A 16,263-nucleotide genomic window follows, 5' to 3' on the forward strand; every position below is an offset into this window, starting at 1 on the left:
GAGCCGGGGCTGGATAGGCTTGCAGCATGACGCCAAACTCCTCCGGAACAACCGCACTCATTACCGGGGCCAGCGCGGGCCTGGGCGCCGAGTTCGCGCGCCAGCTCGCCGCCCGGGGCGCCAACCTGGTGCTGGTGGCACGAAACAAGGCCCGCCTCGAAGAAACGGCGGCGGGCCTGGAACGGCGCTACGGAATCACCGCTGAGGTGCTTCCCGCGGACCTGACGGACGACGCGGGTGTGGCCGCCGTCGTCGGACGCCTGTCCGATGTCCAGCGGCCGGTGGGCATCCTGGTCAACAACGCCGGGATCGGCCTGCTGCACAACTTCGAGGACAATCCCATCTCGGAGGAGAAAAAGCACCTGAAGCTGCACGGGGAAACGGCCATGGTGCTCACGCATGCGGCCCTCAAGGGCATGCTGGCACGCGGTGAAGGCCGGATCATCAATGTGGCAAGCATCGCCGCGTTCCTGCCACGCGGCACGTACTCGGCGGCGAAGGCATGGCTGGTGAGCTTCAGCCGCTGGGCCAACCTCGCCTACCGCAAAAAGGGCATCAGGGTCACGGCGGTCTGCCCCGGCTTCACCCATACGGAATTCCACGACCGGATGGGCATGGATAAGTCGGTGGCTCCATCGTGGGCCTGGCTGCGCGCCGAACGCGTAGTGCGGGAGGGCCTGGCCGACAACGAACGCGGGCGCGCCGTATCCATCCCTTCCAAGCGGTACAAGGTGGTGGCAGCCGTTGCGCGGGTGGCGCCGGCGAAACTAGTGGCGGGGCCCCCTCGGACGGCCAAATAAAGGGGCACGCCCAAAGAAGGGTCCCCGGCCAAGGAGTGCGGCCGGGGTACGTGACCCTGACCGCCGCACGGCCACCACCACCAGGATCCCCACCAGCGCCCCCACCAGCGTCTCCACGCCGCGCTCCAGGATCAGGACCACCGGGTCGGTGGGGGCGGCGAGTTGGGTTATCAGCAGGATGACCGGCGTGAACGACACCATGGCCAGGCCGTAGTGGCGGGTCATGAACAGTTCGGTAGTGAACTGGAAAAGGATCACCAGGAGAGCCAGCAGGACGGCCTGCTGCCCGGGGAACACCCCCGCCAGCCACCATGGTCCGGGCAGAATGACGACGGCGGTGACCGCCAATCCCAGGAACGTCCCCACGATGCGGTGGATGCCGCGGCGGACGCTGCTGGGGAGGTCCGCTCCGGCCAACGGCACGGCAGCTGCCGCCATTGCCCAATGCGGGTGGCCGCTGCCGCTCAGGACGCCCAGGGAGCCCGCGGCCCCTACCGCCAGCACATACCTGGCAGCGTGCACCAACAGTTCCCGCCGGCCGGCCGCGCGGTGCGGTTTTTTTTCGGCGCCGCGATGCCGGGAACGCCGGCGCAGCCAGCCGCTGAAGCCCACCGCCAGGGAGAACACAGCTGAACCTGTGGCGATCAGCATGGCGATATACCAGGGAACTGCCGTGGGTACGGATGCGCAGGCACCCAGGGCGAGGATTCCGAAAAACGGGCCGTTTGGCTTGAGCCGCACCCGGTCCGCATACACGGATCCCACACCGGCCAGTACGGCTTCGACTGCCACCAGCCACCAGGAATGGAGATGGTTGACGGACAGGAACAGGCCCACCGCAACTCCGCCCAGGAGCACAACGGCGGCCTGGGCCTGGTGGCGTAGCCGCAGCTGATGCTGCTCCGAGCGGCCGTACATTCCAGTCAGCGCGCCAAAGACGGCGTAGATGATGAGGTCTGTCCGGCCGGCAGCCAGAAGCAGCATTGAAGGGACAGCGACGCCCACGGCGACCCGGAGCGCGGCGAGATGGTCATTGGTGGCAGGTTCCAGCCGGTGGAGTGCGCGCACCTGGGAGAGGACGCGTTTCATGCCGCACCACCCTTTGCTGTTCCCGTTTCCGCTCGGCCTTTGGAAGCTATCACCGGTCCGGGGCGACGGTCATATCGGCCGGAGCCGCGGGACATGGAACGTCATTGTGACCGGCACAGCTAAGGCCCGTACTGCATGGTTTCCCCCAAGGAAACACGCAGGACGGGCCTGGAAAGCGGGGACTACAGGACGTGCCCCGGCTGCTGCCGGACGGCTATACGCCGGCCGGCACCTTTTCGGTCCCGCGGGCGTCTGTGACGTCCTGGGTGTCGAAGGGCATTTCGTCCAGGTCGATCAGCGGATTGTCGTCCTGGGTTGCCACCAGTTCCCTTGCTTCCGCCTGGGTATCAACGCTGGGCATGGAGCCCGGAAGCGGGCGCTGCGCTGATTCCTTCAGGAAGTAGATGGCGATGGCACCAGCCAGGGAAGTTCCCATCAGGTAGTAGGCGGGCATCATGTCGTTCCCGGTTGCACTGATCATTGCGGCAACGATGAAGGGTGTGGTTCCGCCGAAGATCGCCACTGAGAAGTTGTAGGCGATGCCCATTGCACCGTAGCGGCTGGACGTGGGGAACTGGGCCGGAAGTGCGGATGCCAGGTTGGCCACGTAGAAGGTCACCGGGAAGGCGATCAGTGCGAGGCCGGCAAGGGTGGACCAGATGTCACCGATGCCGATCAGCAGGAAGGCCGGGGTCGCCAGGACCACAGTGCTCAGGGCACCGATCCAGAGGACTGGCCTGCGGCCGATCCGGTCGGACAGCTTGCCGGCCAGCGGAATGCAGAGGCTCATGACCACCAGCACGGGAATAGTCAGCAGGGTGCCGTGCACTTCGTCGTAGCCCTTGGATTCGGTGAGGTACGTCGGCATGTAGGAGGTGAGGGCGTAGCCGGCCGTGTTGGCGGCGGCCACCAGAATCATGGCCACGATGATTGAGCGCCAGTAGGCCTTGACGATGCCCACCGGGCCCTTTGCCGCTGCCTCGTCGGACGCGGCGGCGTTTTTGGCGATGTCCTCCTGGGCATCCAGGGTGGCCTGGAATTGGGGCGATTCCTCGATCCTGCTCCGGAAATAGACGGCAATCAGGCCCAGCGGACCGGCCACCAGGAACGGAATCCGCCAGCCCCATTCCTCCATGGCAGCCTGTCCCATGGTGAGTTGAAGGGCCGAGACCAAGGCGGCGCCCAGGGCGAAGCCCAGGTAACTGCCCATATCCAGGAAGCTGGCCAGGAAGCCCCGGCGCCTGTCCGGCGCGTACTCGCTGACGAAGGTGGTGGCACCGGCGTATTCCCCACCTGTGGAAAAACCCTGGACGATTTTCAGCAGCACCAGCAGGGCGGCCGCCCACAACCCAATCTGGGCGTAGCCGGGCAGGAGCCCGATGGCGAACGTGCTCGCTGCCATCAGCATGAGGGTGGCGGCCAGGATCTTCTGCCGGCCCATCGTGTCGCCCATCCAGCCGAAGATCACTCCGCCAAGGGGGCGGGCGATGAACGTCGCGGCGAAGGTGCCGAGGAGGAACAGGGTCTGCGTCGTAGGGTCCGATTCCGGCAGGAAGACCGGCCCCATGGTGGTGATGAGGTAGCCGAAGACACCGACGTCGTACCATTCCATCGTGTTGCCCACGATGGTGCCGCCGAGTGCTTTCTTCAGCATCGGCTGGTTCACGACGTTGACGTCGGATTCCTTAAGCCGGCGGCGTGGCAGCCGCCTGGGCTTTTTGGCAGCCGTGGCAGCTGCCTGGTCTGTTCCGCTGGCGTTCCTGGCGCCTGGTGGAGAATCGGTCATGCTTCGGTCTGTGGGCATTTGGGCAACTCCTGGGGAGGTCATTTGCTTGCGACTTGTAGCTGCCCCGCTCCGGGCAGGCCTTCAATTTTACGGGAAACCCATGGTGCCAAGGCCCGGAATGGCGTAGGCTCGACCTTTTTGGGGTTGTTTGAGGGCTCTCTTTCCGAGCTGTTTTCCCGTCTTTTCCCGCGCTATTACTGGGATGTGAACGACTGGAGGGCATCGGTACCGAATATTTTCCAGTGGACGGCATTGTGGACTTATTTTCCCGGGTGACCAGCGTCCGAATGTGACCGCCCCCACGCCGCTGCCGCAGTCAATCCCGCCGTTCGATCAAGCGCCATCGATGCCCCGGCTGAAGTGCCGCCGTCGGACTCTTCAGGACCCCCGGCCAGGGGGTTCACAGGTGGCTGCCCGCTGCCTATGGTTGAGCCATGGAAAACCGTAATTCCCATATCAAACCTGAGGTGGCGGACCACCTGGCGGCGGCGATGAACGCTCCGGACCTGCCGGGCCCGGCTGTGAACGGCGTGACCGGTATGCCCCGGCAGAACACCTGGCCGGATGGCAACGGAAAGCGGCGCCACCCGAAGGAACGCGGATCCGGCAACGGCAGGATGGGCCACGAAGCCGCAGTGACGGCCGTGCACCGTACCAGCCGGCCGCAGATGCCGCACTCATCCTAGGAACGGACCTGTTCCAGGGCACGCCTCCTATTCGAGGACAAGGCCTGGCAACCCGAGGTACGGTGTCGCCAGGCCTTTTTCGTGTCCCCGGCGTATCTCCATGCCGCCGGACCGGTTCACGCCTCGCGCACAACCTCCGAGGGGTCCTTGTCCAGCCGCCAACCACGCCATACGGGATGCCGCAGCCGCCCGGGCCCGGTCCACTCGCTGTACGTCACTTCGCCCACGAGCTCCGGCTCTATCCAATGGGCATCGGCGGCGTCGGGGCGGGGGACGTCGTGGAACGGTGAGTTTTTCCTGCCGAGGCGCTCCACCGTCTGCCGGAGTTCGCTGAGTTCCCGTGTGCTGAACCCGCTGCCCACCCGGCCCAGGTACTGCAGTTTGTCGCCGTCGGGGACGCCCACCAGCAGGGAACCAACGGTGTCCTGGCGGCCGCCTTTGCCGGGCCGCCAGCCACCCACCACCACTTCCTGGGTCTGCTCGATTTTGAGCTTGATCCAGGTGCGGGTCCGCTGCCCGCTCACATAGCGGCTGTCCGTGCGCTTGGCCATCACGCCTTCGAGGCCCAGTTCCCGCGCGCTCTCCAGGATGTGCTCAACGCGGTCGTCCAGCACCAGGGACAGATCGACGGGGCAGTCAGAGGGGCGGAAGAACTGCTCCAGCCGCTGGCGCCGCTTGCTGAGCGGCAGGCGCCGGAGGTCCGTCCCGCCGTCGTACAACAGGTCGAAAAGCACCAACCGGACCGGAATGGCTGTGCGGGCCCTTGCGACGTCGGCCGGGCGGGTGAGCTTCATCCGCCCCTGCAGCAGTCCAAAGTCCGGCCTGCCGCCGGGCCCGACGGCGATGATCTCACCGTCGGCAACGAACGGCTGCCCAGGCCAGCACCCACGGTCCGTCAGTTCCGGGTAGGTCCGGGTGACGTCGTTGCCGTTGCGACTGAAAATCCTCACGGTGGATTCATCTGCGACCATGATGGCCCGCACCCCGTCCCACTTGAGCTCAAACTGCCAGTTGCTGCCTTGCAGATCAGCTGCGTCGCCGGCCGTGGCCATCATGGGTCCGAAATCCTCGGGTGGGACCGGGGAAGCAGCCGACGCCTCGACCGGTGATTCCTCTTCCGGCTCCTCGTGGTGCGGCTCCGCTGCCGGCGCTTCCTTGGGCTCCTCCTCTTTGGGAGACTCTTCCTTTCGCCCGGCGGGCGGTGGCGCATGCCGCCGCCGCCCGTGCTTGGGGTCCGTATCCATCAGGTGGATGAGCCACTGCCCCTCGGCATCCCTGCCCTGCCCGCGGCCCGTGTGGATCAGCGCGAACTTTTTGGTCCCGCCCAGCCCTCCGCCTTCCGACCCCGTCAACGTGACGATGACCTCCCGGCCGTTGATCCACTTGTGCAGCTCGTAGGTGCCGGTATCCCAGATGCTCATCTCGCCCGCCCCATACTCGCCCTTGGGGATGGTTCCCTGGAATGTGAGGTAGTCCATCGGGTGGTCCTCGGTCTGGACGGCAAGGTGGTTCTTGCCGCCGGATTCCGGGACGCCCTTGGGCAGCGCCCAGGACACCAGGACGCCCTCGTGCTCCAGTCGAAGGTCGAAGTGGAGCCGGCTGGCATGGTGCTCCTGGATGACGAACGCGTCCTCGCTGCCGGCCGCGCCGCTGAACGGTTCCGGTGTGGCCCCGGGATCGCGCATGGAACGGTACTTTGCCAGGCGGGGGTTCGTGTCCTGTCCTTCCCCTCCCTGTGCCCTCACGTCGTCGGCCGGATGACCGGAAGCCTGGACGAGGGCGGCGAACGGGTCCTTGCCGCCCTGCACCCGCCGCATGACCTCGTGGTAGTCCAGGTGTTTAAGGCGCGGCGAGCTGATCTCCCGCCAGGTCCTCGGCGCGGCCACCATGGGGGTGGGACGGCCACGCAGCGAGTACGGCACAATAGTGGTCTTCGCGGCGTTGTTCTGGCTCCAGTCCACCAGCACCTTGCCCCTGCGGAGGGTCTTTTTCATGTCGCTGACTGCCAGGACCGGGTGGTCCGCTTCGAGCGCGCGGGCCAGCTCCCGGGCAAAAGCGGAGATCTGGTCCGAAGTCTGGCTCCGGTCCAGGGCAGCGTACAGGTGGATACCCTTGCTGCCGCTGGTCACCGGCACCGGGTCCAGGCCCACGTCCTGGAGGATGGTGCGGGCCAGGAGTGCCACCTCCACGCATTCCTCAATACCCGCACCTTCACCGGGGTCCAGGTCAAGGACCAGCCGGTCCGGGTTCAGCTGGTTCCCGTGCGAATCCACCTGCCACTGCGGAACGTGGATTTCCAGTGAATTGATCTGGCCGAACCAGGTCAGGGTGGCGGGGTCGTTCACCATTGGGTAGTGGATGGTGCGGTCCTTGTGGGTGATGGCGGCCCGCGGGAGCCAGCCCGGCGCGGAGTCCTCGAGGTTCTTCTGGAAAAACACCTCTCCGGGTTTATCCGCCGTTCCCACGCCGTTCACCCACCGCTTCCTGGTGGCAGGCCTGTCGGCCGCGGCAGGGATCAGGACGTGCGCCACGGCGGCGTAGTAGGCCAGGACGTCGGCCTTGGTGGTGCCGGTCTCCGGATAGATGATTTTGTCCAGGTTGGTGAGGTTCAGCTCACGGCCGGCGACGCGGACACGCTCCTTACCGGCGGCCATGGGGCTTCACCTCCGGGGCTGCTTGATGTTCACTTGAGGGATGAGAGCCATCTGGAAAGGTGCCATCGCGTTCGGCCTGGTCAACGTGCCCGTGAAGGTCTACAGCGCCACTGAAGATCATGACATCAGTCTGCACCAGGTTCACAACGCCGACGGCGGCAGGATCCGTTACCAGCGCCGTTGCGAGGTCTGCAGCCAGGTCATCGACTACTCGGATATCGAGAAGGCCTACGAGGAAGATGGCCGGACGGTGATCCTGTCCAAGGATGAGCTCAAGTCCATTCCGGCGGAGAACAGCCACGAAATTGAGGTGGTGCAGTTCGTTCCGTCCGAACAGCTTGAACCCATGATGTTCGAGAAGAGCTACTACCTGGAGCCGGACTCTAAGTCGCCCAAGGCCTACGTATTGCTGCGGCGGGCCCTTGAGGACACGGACCGGGTGGCTATTGTCCAGTTCGCACTCCGTGAGAAGACGCGGCTGGGCGCCCTGCGGATCAAGGACGACGTGCTGGTCCTGCAGTCCCTCCTCTGGCCGGACGAGGTGCGTGAAGCGAATTTCCCTGCTTTGGACACGTCCGTCAAGATCTCTTCCCAGGAGCGGGAGATGTCTGCGGCGCTGGTGGAGTCCATGGCGGCGGACTTCGATCCGGTCTCCTTCACGGACGATTACCAGGTCCAGCTGCGCCAGCTGATAGACGCCAAACTGGAGCAGGGCGATGCCCTGGACACCGAGGCAACCTTTGGCGCGGAGGAAGGCGAGGGCGGCAAGGGCGACGTCATCGACTTGATGGAGGCGCTAAAGCGGAGCCTGGACCGGAAACGCGGGGGCGCATCAGCTGCCGCATCGGATGATGAGTCTGGGGAGGAAGAAGCAGACAGCGGGGACGGGGCAGCGAAGCCCGCCCGCAGGACATCGGGAACCAGGACATCCGGAACAAAGACAGCGGCTGCCAAAGACGAGACAAAGTCCACCGGGTCTAAGACCGCGGCCAAGTCCGCAACTGCCAAATCCGGAACCGCCAAGTCCACCACTGCCAAGTCCGCGGATACGAAATCCAGCGCCGCGAAGTCGACGGCGACGAAGTCAACCGGGACAAAGACAGCCGCAAAGACAACAGGTGCCAAGGCCGCGGCGAGCAAGGGCACGGCCGAACCTGCAGCGAAGTCGAGCACCAGCAGGGCGCGCAAGCCGGCTTGATCCAAGCGGTATTCTTCCTGTCGGCGCCTCTCCTCTGCAGGCGTGCATTCTTTACAGCCAGGGAATCTTTACAGCGGGACAAAGCGCGCCCACAATGAGTCGCATCGCAGCCTCCGCTGTGCCAACAGCGTGCTGACACCTGAACGGCCAGTAAAAGGAGCGCGGACCATGAACGATCAGACCGATACGGTTGAGGCCGACCGGGCGCTGAAACAGAAGCACCGGGCCATGTGGGCGTCGGGAGACTATCCGGCGCTGGCCAGTGAGATGCTCCCCGAGCTGGGAGCCATTCTGGTGGAAGCATCCGGCGTCAACAGCCGCCACCGGGTGCTGGACGTTGCTTCGGGTGCCGGAAACGCAGCCATACCGGCCGCCATGATGGGCGCCCGCGTGGTGGCAAGCGACCTCACCCCTGAGCTTTTCGAAGCAGGCCGCCGCGAGGCAGCGGACCGGGGCGTCAGCCTGGAATGGCAGGAAGGCGACGCCGAGGCCTTGCCTTTCGGCGATAACGAGTTCGATGTGGTGATGTCCTGCCTCGGCGTCATGTTTGCGCCCCACCATCAGGCCGCCGCCGACGAACTGATCCGCGTCTGCAAGCCCGGTGGCACCATTGGCCTGCTGAGCTGGACGCCGGAGGGGTTCATCGGCAAAATGTTTACCACCATGAAGCCGTTCGCCCCGCCGCCCCCGCCGGGTGCCCAGCCGGCACCGCTGTGGGGGAGCGAGGACCACGTCCTGGAACTGCTGGGGGACAGGGTTACCGGGGCAAAGGCGCGCAAGCAGACCCTGGCTGTCCGAAGCTTCCATCAGCCCGCCGATTTTGTCCGGTATTTCAAGTCCCACTACGGCCCCACCATCTCTATCTACAAGTACATCGGGGAGGACACGGACAAAGTGAAGGCACTTGACGAGGCGCTCACGGACCTCGCCGAATCCTTTGGAGACGCCCACGGCGATACAGCGTTCCAGATGCAGTGGGAGTACCTGCTGTTCACGGCGAAGAAGGTTGGGTAACGCCGGGAAAGTACGTGCCAACGTCCTCGTGGTCGAACCGCGGCGAGCGGGGCCGGGTTTAACAGCGGCGGCCGCCGTCGGGCGCATTCCCCTGGGGGAACATGCCCGACGGCGGCCGCCGGCACGCTGCTGTCGAAACGACGTGCTGCTACTCGGCGTCGTGGTCCGTTTCCAGGATCTGGACCAGGTGGTTCAGCGCATTGTCAGCGCCGTCGCCCTCGGCGCGGAGGACTACAACGTCGCCGTGGGAGGCGCCCAGGCTCATGAGGGAAAGGATGCTGGCAGCATCCATGGCCTCATCAGCGGGCTCGCCTTCACGGGCGATGGTGATGTCCAGGTCGTATTCTCCTGCTGCCTCGGCAAAGATGGCGGCGGGGCGGGCGTGCAGGCCCACGCGGCTGGCGACGGTTGCGGTGCGTTCTGGCATTTTTGCTCCTTTTGTCTTCCGGCGGTGCCGGATAGCTAGTGGGGTAAGTCAGGTCAGACCGTTGCGGGAACGGTCTCCACCGTATCAACGGTCTTCTTGGCTGCCCAGCGCTTGAGGGCCACAACGACCAGGGCGCTGACGATGGTTCCGGCGATGATCGAGAGCACGAACATCAGCAGGTTGCCGATGGCGAAGAACACGAAGATGCCGCCGTGGGGCGCCTGGGACGTGACGCCGAAGGCCATGCTCAGTGCACCGGTGAGGGCACCGCCCACCATGCTGGCCGGGATGACCCGCAGCGGGTCGGCTGCGGCGAACGGGATGGCGCCTTCGGAAATGAAGGACGCGCCCAGCAGCCAGGCTGCCTTGCCGTTTTCACGTTCGGCCAGGCTGAAGAGCTTCTTGTCCAGGACGGTTGCCAGGGCCATCGCCAGCGGCGGAACCATGCCGGCTGCCATGACGGTCGCCATGATCTGCCACGGGGCCTGGTTGGTGGCGCTGCCGGCGCTGAGGCCGGCCACGGCGAAGGCGTAGGCAACCTTGTTGACCGGGCCGCCGAGGTCGAAGCACATCATGAGGCCCAGGATGATGCCCAGGACGACAGCGGAGGCGCCGGTCATGCCGGAGAGCCAATCATTGAGTGCTGCGGTGAGGCCGGCGATGGGTCCGCCAAGAACCAGGAACATCAGGCCCGAGGCGAAGATGGAGGCAAGCAGCGGGATGATGACAACCGGCATCAGGCCGCGGAGCCAGCGGGGGACAGCCCAGGTTCCAATCAGGTGGGCCATGTAACCGGCCAGCAGGCCGCCCACGATGCCGCCGAGGAAGCCGGCACCCATGAATCCGGCTACGGCACCGGCCACAAAACCGGGGGCGATGCCAGGGCGGTCCGCGATGGCGTAGGCGATGTAGCCGGCCAATGCGGGGACCAGGAAGCCCATGGACAAGGCGCCGATCTTGAACAGCACCGCGCCGAGGTAGATGGCGAGGCCGCCCTCGGGAAGGTTACCGAAGTTGTTCTCCACAACCACGGTGTCCGCAACATCGGTGATGTCGTAGCCACCGAGCAGGAAGCCGAGGGCAATCAACAGGCCACCACCGGCCACGAACGGAATCATGTAGCTGACACCGGTGAGCAGGGCCCTCTTCAGCTTCTGGCCGATGTGCTCGCCCTTTTCCCTATCCGCGGTCTCGGCCTGCTCCTCAGCGCCGAAATGCGGAACCCGGCGTGCGTTCGGGTTGTCAGCCGCGGCGAGAGCCTCCTCGACCATCTTGGCGGGCTCGTCGATGCCGCGCTTCACGGGGGCATTGATCACGGGCTTGCCGGCAAAACGCTCCTTGCCGCGCACGTCCACGTCCACCGCGAAGATCACGGCGTCAGCCGCAGCGATAACTGCCGGGTCCAGCGGCTTGGCGCCGGAGGAACCCTGCGTTTCCACCTGCAGGTCCACGCCGGCTTCCTGGGCAGCGGCCACCAGCGAGTCCGCTGCCATGTAGGTGTGGGCGATGCCGGTGGGGCACGCGGTGACAGCCACGAGGCGCTTGGGGCCGGAGGAACCAGCCGCTGCACTTGCGCCCGCACCTTCCACTGCCGAAGCGCCGGACTGGCCGGAAGTGTTCAGGGTTCCCGGAGTTCCATCTGCCGGGGCTGCGGCAGCGTGGGCGGGCTTGTCCGCGAGTGCACCGTCCACCAGTTCCACAATTTCCTCCCGGGAGGAAGCGTTGCGCAGGGCTGCGGTGAAGTCCTTTTTGATGAGGGAGCGGGCCAGCTTGGAGAGCAGCTTCAGGTGCGCCTGGTCTGCTCCGTCCGGCGCTGCGATGAAGAAGATCAGGTCAGCGGGGCCATCCTTCGCACCGAAGTCCACCTTCGGGTTGAGCCGGGCCATGGCCAGGGTGGGCTCCGTGACTGCAGCTGAACGGCAGTGCGGAATGGCGATGCCGCCGGGGATGCCGGTTGCAGTCTTCTGCTCCCGGGCATAGGCATCGGCGAAGAGGCCTTCGACTTCTGATGCGCGTCCGGTGGCAGCTACTTTGCTTGCCAGGTGCCGGATCACCGTCTCAGGGGAGTTGCCCAGGTTCTGGTCGAGCTCGACCAGTTCCGTGGTGATGAGCTGGGTCACTGTCAATCCTTTCGAAGGGCCGTGATGGTAACGGCATCCGGGGTGGTTTGGTGGACTGCCGGGACAGTGGAACCCGGCAGGGAGGCGGCGGCGGCACCGTGGGCCACCGCCTGACGAAGGCAATCGGCCGGGGCGGCGCCCTGGCCGTGGGCGAGCAGATACCCGGCCAGCGCGGAGTCGCCCGCGCCCACCGTACTGACCGCGGCGACCGGCGGATGCGTGGCCAGCCACGCGCCGTCGGCCGTTACCAGGACAGCTCCCTTGGATCCGAGAGTTGCCAGCACAGCACCCACACCCGCACGAACGACGGCGGCAGCCGCTGCCGCTGCAGCCGCCGGGTCCGCTTCCAGTTCGTCAGCGGTGGCCGGGGCAAATCCGGCCGCAGTGGCCAGTTCTGCCAGTTCTTCGGCATTGGGCTTAAGGAGGTCCGGCATGCCGGCCGCGCCGCCCGTGAGGGCGGCGGCGAGAGGCTGTCCGGACGAGTCGACGGCGATGCGCGGGGCGGCGCCGTCGGCGGAAGAACGCAGGCGCTGGGCCACCGTTGCGTAAAAGTCTGCGGGGAAGCCCGGCGGCAGGGAGCCGGCCAGGACAACCCAGCTGGCGCCGCGTGAACTTTCCAGGAGCAGTTTGATCAGGGCGTCCTGCTGGTCCTCGTCCAGCACGGGCCCGGGCTCGTTGATCTTGGTGGTGACGCCACCGGGCTCGGTGAGGGCAACGTTGGTACGCAGTGGCTCGTCGATCGGCAGGGAGACGAACGGCACTGCACTTGCCCTCAGGCCGGTCAGGACCGGATCGCTGTCAGCCCCGGGGAGGACCGCCACGGATTCCAGGCCGGAGGCCACCAGGGCACGGGAGACATTGACGCCCTTGCCGCCGGATTCCTGGCTGACGGAGACGGCACGCTGTACTTCGCCGCGTTCCAGGGGGCCGGGCAGGGCAACGGTGCGGTCCAGGCTGGGATTGGCCGTGAACGTGACAATCATGCGATCACCACGTCGACGCCGGCCTCTTCCAGAGCGGCCGCGAGTTCAGGTCCGGGTTCACTGTCTGTAATCAAGGTGTCCAGATCTTTCAGGGAGGCGAACTGGACCAGGGTTTCCGTGTCCAGCTTGGAGGAATCGGCCAGCACCACAATGCGGCGTGCCGAATGGACGAAGGCTGCCTTGACGGCGGCTTCTTCAGGATCGGGGGTGCTGAGGCCAAAGCTGGCGTGGATGCCGTTGGTACCCACGAATGCGATGTCCGGGCGGATTCTTGACGCGGCGTCCACAGTGGACTGTCCGACGGCTACCTGAGTGATCCCACGGACGCGGCCGCCAAGGATTTGCAGGGCAATCCCCGGAATACTGGAGAGCTTCCCGGCGATGGGCACGGCATGGGTGATTGCCACCAGTTCGGGCCGCTGCCCGTTTGAGTCGGAAGGTTCGACGGCGGAGCGGCGGGAAAGCATGTCCGCCAGCACCTCGGTGGTGGTGCCGCCGTCGATCAGGACGCTGCCGGGAGAGTTTCGGGGTATGAGGGCCAGCGCGGCTTCGGCGATCCGGACCTTCTGGTCAGGATTTTGGATGGCGCGCTCGTTGATGCTTTCCTCGGTAGTGCTGAACCGGTCGGCCGCCACCGCCCCGCCGTGGACGCGGCGGACGGTCCCTGCGCTTTCGAGGGTGGCGAGATCCCTGCGGACAGTCTCGGTGGTGATGCGGAAGCGCTCGGCCAGGAGGGTCACGCTGACCCGGCCGCTGCCGGCAACAAGCTCGGCAATCTTTTGCTGGCGCTCCTCGGCGAACACGTACCCTCCGTTGCGTAGGTCATAAGGGGAAAGCCATGCCAGCCGGCCACTGCTGATGCGAGCAGGTTTGGCGTGACTGGCATCACATGATGTTGAGTTACTTGACTTTATCTTTGATTCTGTTGGTTTGTCAATGGAAACCCACATGAAACAAAACTCGCCTGTCCAGAGGTGCGAGATGGTTGCCGGTTTCTCGGCAGGATGTGCGAGGGGGCCTGTAGGTTGGCGCAAGCGAAAGCCGGGCCGGACCACGGGGGTCCGGCCCGGCTTTTCGGGCTCCTGGGCACCTCGTGCCCCTTCATGCTGCCGGTGCTGTCTCGGCGTTCCGGTCAGGCTAGATTCCGCCGTCACTGCTTTCGTTGCGGGTGATGCGCTCGCCCGTGTTGGGATCCACTACCGAGCGGGATTCGCTGACCCGGCGGCTGCGCCCCGGTGAAGCGAGGATGAGGGAAGCGATGAGGCCGATGACGCCGACGGCCATCAGGATGTAGCCGATGAGGACCTGGTCTACTGCCGGGATCAAGCCTGGAGCAACCGCCCAGGCGAGGATGGCGCCGAGGGCGATAAGGAAAATGGAGGATCCGATTCTCATGTGTTGCTCCTTCTGGTCGAGGATGGGCGTTGTCTTAGCCCTGATGGATACTAAGCATGCTGTCCGTTAGTCGCCACGCTACAGCTCCCGCGGGTCCTGATCAACGCTCAGCCACGTCCCGGCGCGTTTCAGATGCGTAACGGTCGTGAAGGGAGGGGCTGTTGTAGTTTTCTGTATAACCCCGTAACCCGCGCGCTCAACTTCGGGCATGTCCCGGCTGACTAGGCTGGTTCGATGGAAACAGTTGTGTGGTCCAAGCCGGAGGACCAGCGCGCCGGTACTCCTTTACTCGTCATGATGCACGGCTACGGCACGGACGAGTCCCGCATGGTCCGCCTGTTCAACTACCTTCCTTCCGAGTTCACCTTTGCCTCGCTGAGGGCGCCGATGGTTATTGGCGACCACTACGGCTGGTTCCTGCTGGACTATTTCCTGGCCAACGATTTCGCCGACGTCATCACGGTCACCAGCAAGGTCCATGGCTGGATCAGCTCGGTGAGGGATCAGCACACAAGCGTCAGCCTGATGGGCTATTCCCAAGGCATGGCGATGGCGAGCACTCTCCTGCGGCTGCATCCCCAGGATTACAGGGCGGTGGTGGGGCTGTCCGGCTTCGTCCTGAGCAACGAGCTCCTGGCGTTCACCGACTCGTTCGACACGAAGCCCCCGTTCTTCTGGGGGCGGGACAAGGCGGACCTGGTCATCAATGACGATGCCATTGCCTACACCGCCGACTGGCTCGAGAAAAACACGCTCCTGACAGCCCGGACCTATCCCGGCATGGGGCACGCCATGTCCAAGGCGGAGATGGTGGATGTCAGCGCGTTCCTGCGCCACTACGTCCTGGGGTGAAGTCCCGGAATGGAGTTCCTGCCCTATGGCGGAAACCCATTTCAGGTGAGAGTTTCGTCACAGCCCGGTGCCGGTTGCCCGATGAAAAAACAGTTGTCAGCTAAATTTGTAAGCGCTTACACTCGTGTTCGGCCGTACTAGCGCGGCGCTGAACTGGGCGGACGAGGAGGCCAGTGCGATGCAGTCAGAGTACTGCGCCCAAAAAGCGCGCCCTCGCCGCAGAGATGCTGCCCCCTGGCGGGTGCCGGCCGGCCTGCTGTACTGTGCGTCCATTTGTTCCACAGCGCTAACAGGCACATCATGGGAAGTAGCATCTGGATCAGCAAGGCCCCCGCACGCCGCAGCGTATTTCGCCGGCAGCCGGCCGCCGCACTTGCAGGTCACCCGGGCACCGAAGCCAAACACTTACCAAAGCATCCCGCTTCGCGGCTGCCTGCCGTCTGAAAGGACAACGTACTGCTGATGACTGTATCGTCTGCAACCGAAACCGCCGCCTGGACCGGTGCCTCTGCCATCCTGTTCGACCTGGATGGCGTGCTTACCCCCACGGCAACCGTACATGAGCAGGCCTGGCAGGAACTGTTTGAGGGCTACCTTGCCTCGCAGCCGCAGGTCCCCGGCTACACCGAAAGCGACTACTTTGACCACATCGACGGAAAGCCCCGCTTCGACGGTGTCCGCGACTTCCTGGCGTCCAGGGGAATCGTGCTTCCCGAAGGTCCCTTGGACGATGACCCCGCCAATGTCACGGTCCAGGGCCTGGGCAACCGGAAGAACATTATCTTCAACGACATCGTCAGCGCGGGCGTTGAACCGTTCGAGGGCTCAGTGCATTTCCTCCAGGCCGTGCTGGAACGCGGACTGAAGGTCGCCGTCGTCTCTTCCTCCAGGAACGCCCCGGCAGTCCTGAAGGCTGCCGGACTCAGCCACCACTTCGCCGTAGTGGTTGATGGCGTGGTGGCTGCCAGGGAAGGCCTTCCCGGAAAACCAAGCCCGGCCACCTACGACTATGCCGCCCACCTGCTGGAGCTGCCCAGCGGGGAGTGCGTGGTGGTGGAAGACGCAGTGTCGGGTGTGCAGGCAGGCCAGGCAGGATCGTTCCATTCCGTTATCGGGGTGGACCGCGGCGCCGGACGGCAGACACTCCTGGACGCCGGGGCAACCCTGGTAGTGAACGACCTCCAGGAATTGCTTCCCTAAGCCGCCTGCCGCTTTCCCTGCCGCCTTCCCCCGGGCGGCACTGCTGCCACCCCCGGCAG

Annotated in this window: 14 protein-coding genes; 6 read left to right on the forward strand and 8 right to left on the reverse strand. The window is 65.3% G+C overall.

The genetic code is table 11. From position 1 onward, the window contains the following. Positions 1-26: 26 nt before the first annotated feature. On the forward strand, positions 27-800 hold the full coding sequence (locus NXY83_RS02855) for an SDR family NAD(P)-dependent oxidoreductase (protein ID WP_258804603.1): 774 nt from the start codon (positions 27-29) through the stop codon (positions 798-800). On the opposite strand, the gene NXY83_RS02860 is transcribed toward NXY83_RS02855, so the two are convergent. Continuing rightward, on the reverse strand, positions 768-1,889 hold the full coding sequence (locus tag NXY83_RS02860; RefSeq protein ID WP_258804604.1) for an FUSC family protein: 1,122 nt from the start codon (positions 1,887-1,889) through the stop codon (positions 768-770). The genes NXY83_RS02855 and NXY83_RS02860 overlap by 33 nt on opposite strands. A gap of 214 nt (positions 1,890-2,103) precedes the next feature. After that, complete coding sequence (locus NXY83_RS02865) at positions 2,104-3,693, reverse strand: MFS transporter (protein WP_258804605.1); 1,590 nt, start codon at positions 3,691-3,693, stop codon at positions 2,104-2,106. A gap of 416 nt (positions 3,694-4,109) precedes the next feature. Between NXY83_RS02865 and NXY83_RS02870 the strand changes: the two genes are divergently transcribed. Then, a complete protein-coding gene (locus NXY83_RS02870; protein ID WP_258804606.1) occupies positions 4,110-4,361 on the forward strand; it encodes a hypothetical protein in 252 nt (83 codons plus the stop codon). 116 nt (positions 4,362-4,477) lie between these two features. Here NXY83_RS02870 and NXY83_RS02875 read toward each other — a convergent pair whose 3' ends face one another. Further along, complete coding sequence (locus tag NXY83_RS02875) at positions 4,478-7,015, reverse strand: ATP-dependent DNA ligase (protein ID WP_258804607.1); 2,538 nt, start codon at positions 7,013-7,015, stop codon at positions 4,478-4,480. Between the two features lie 40 nt (positions 7,016-7,055). On the opposite strand from NXY83_RS02875, the gene NXY83_RS02880 reads away from it, so the two are divergent. Together NXY83_RS02880 and NXY83_RS02885 are read left to right on the forward strand one after the other, a co-directional pair. Next, positions 7,056-8,213: a Ku protein gene (locus NXY83_RS02880; RefSeq protein ID WP_258804608.1), complete on the forward strand. Its 1,158-nt coding sequence runs from the start codon at positions 7,056-7,058 to the stop codon at positions 8,211-8,213. 168 nt (positions 8,214-8,381) lie between these two features. Next, positions 8,382-9,227 (forward strand): class I SAM-dependent methyltransferase, encoded by an 846-nt coding sequence (locus NXY83_RS02885; RefSeq protein ID WP_258804609.1) that lies wholly within the window; start codon positions 8,382-8,384, stop codon positions 9,225-9,227. A 148-nt stretch (positions 9,228-9,375) separates the two neighbouring features. On the opposite strand, the gene NXY83_RS02890 is transcribed toward NXY83_RS02885, so the two are convergent. The 5 genes from NXY83_RS02890 to NXY83_RS02910 form a co-directional block, all read right to left on the reverse strand. Next, positions 9,376-9,654 (reverse strand): HPr family phosphocarrier protein, encoded by a 279-nt coding sequence (locus NXY83_RS02890; RefSeq protein WP_258804610.1) that lies wholly within the window; start codon positions 9,652-9,654, stop codon positions 9,376-9,378. Between the two features lie 53 nt (positions 9,655-9,707). Then, a complete protein-coding gene (locus NXY83_RS02895) occupies positions 9,708-11,774 on the reverse strand; it encodes a PTS fructose transporter subunit IIABC (RefSeq protein ID WP_258804611.1) in 2,067 nt (688 codons plus the stop codon). Positions 11,775-11,776: 2 nt separating this feature from the next. Beyond that, entirely contained in the window at positions 11,777-12,757 is a 981-nt protein-coding gene (locus NXY83_RS02900; RefSeq protein ID WP_258804612.1) for a 1-phosphofructokinase family hexose kinase, read from the reverse strand. Beyond that, entirely contained in the window at positions 12,754-13,560 is an 807-nt protein-coding gene (locus NXY83_RS02905) for a DeoR/GlpR family DNA-binding transcription regulator (protein ID WP_258804613.1), read from the reverse strand. The genes NXY83_RS02900 and NXY83_RS02905 overlap by 4 nt, the downstream gene beginning before the upstream one ends. Positions 13,561-13,894: 334 nt before the next feature. After that, positions 13,895-14,152 carry a DUF6458 family protein gene (locus NXY83_RS02910; protein WP_258804614.1) on the reverse strand — a complete coding sequence of 86 codons (258 nt, stop codon included), beginning with the start codon at positions 14,150-14,152 and terminating at the stop codon, positions 13,895-13,897. A gap of 234 nt (positions 14,153-14,386) precedes the next feature. On the opposite strand from NXY83_RS02910, the gene NXY83_RS02915 reads away from it, so the two are divergent. Together NXY83_RS02915 and NXY83_RS02920 are read left to right on the forward strand one after the other, a co-directional pair. Beyond that, complete coding sequence (locus NXY83_RS02915) at positions 14,387-15,004, forward strand: alpha/beta hydrolase (RefSeq protein WP_258804615.1); 618 nt, start codon at positions 14,387-14,389, stop codon at positions 15,002-15,004. A gap of 462 nt (positions 15,005-15,466) precedes the next feature. After that, on the forward strand, positions 15,467-16,204 hold the full coding sequence (locus NXY83_RS02920) for an HAD family hydrolase (RefSeq protein WP_258804616.1): 738 nt from the start codon (positions 15,467-15,469) through the stop codon (positions 16,202-16,204). Positions 16,205-16,263 lie beyond the last annotated feature (59 nt).

This window comes from Pseudarthrobacter sp. NS4, from assembly GCF_024758005.1.
Lineage (GTDB): Bacteria > Actinomycetota > Actinomycetes > Actinomycetales > Micrococcaceae > Arthrobacter.

What these genes read in the sequence shown, in the direction of transcription:
- NXY83_RS02855 (WP_258804603.1), top strand. Translation starts at nt 27, where the DNA reads ATGACGCCAAACTCCTCCGGAACAACCGCACTCATTACCGGGGCCAGC.
- NXY83_RS02860 (WP_258804604.1), bottom strand. Translation starts at nt 1,889, where the DNA reads ATGAAACGCGTCCTCTCCCAGGTGCGCGCACTCCACCGGCTGGAACCT.
- NXY83_RS02865 (WP_258804605.1), bottom strand. Translation starts at nt 3,693, where the DNA reads ATGCCCACAGACCGAAGCATGACCGATTCTCCACCAGGCGCCAGGAAC.
- NXY83_RS02870 (WP_258804606.1), top strand. Translation starts at nt 4,110, where the DNA reads ATGGAAAACCGTAATTCCCATATCAAACCTGAGGTGGCGGACCACCTG.
- NXY83_RS02875 (WP_258804607.1), bottom strand. Translation starts at nt 7,015, where the DNA reads ATGGCCGCCGGTAAGGAGCGTGTCCGCGTCGCCGGCCGTGAGCTGAAC.
- NXY83_RS02880 (WP_258804608.1), top strand. Translation starts at nt 7,056, where the DNA reads ATGAGAGCCATCTGGAAAGGTGCCATCGCGTTCGGCCTGGTCAACGTG.
- NXY83_RS02885 (WP_258804609.1), top strand. Translation starts at nt 8,382, where the DNA reads ATGAACGATCAGACCGATACGGTTGAGGCCGACCGGGCGCTGAAACAG.
- NXY83_RS02890 (WP_258804610.1), bottom strand. Translation starts at nt 9,654, where the DNA reads ATGCCAGAACGCACCGCAACCGTCGCCAGCCGCGTGGGCCTGCACGCC.
- NXY83_RS02900 (WP_258804612.1), bottom strand. Translation starts at nt 12,757, where the DNA reads ATGATTGTCACGTTCACGGCCAATCCCAGCCTGGACCGCACCGTTGCC.
- NXY83_RS02910 (WP_258804614.1), bottom strand. Translation starts at nt 14,152, where the DNA reads ATGAGAATCGGATCCTCCATTTTCCTTATCGCCCTCGGCGCCATCCTC.
- NXY83_RS02915 (WP_258804615.1), top strand. Translation starts at nt 14,387, where the DNA reads ATGGAAACAGTTGTGTGGTCCAAGCCGGAGGACCAGCGCGCCGGTACT.
- NXY83_RS02920 (WP_258804616.1), top strand. Translation starts at nt 15,467, where the DNA reads ATGACTGTATCGTCTGCAACCGAAACCGCCGCCTGGACCGGTGCCTCT.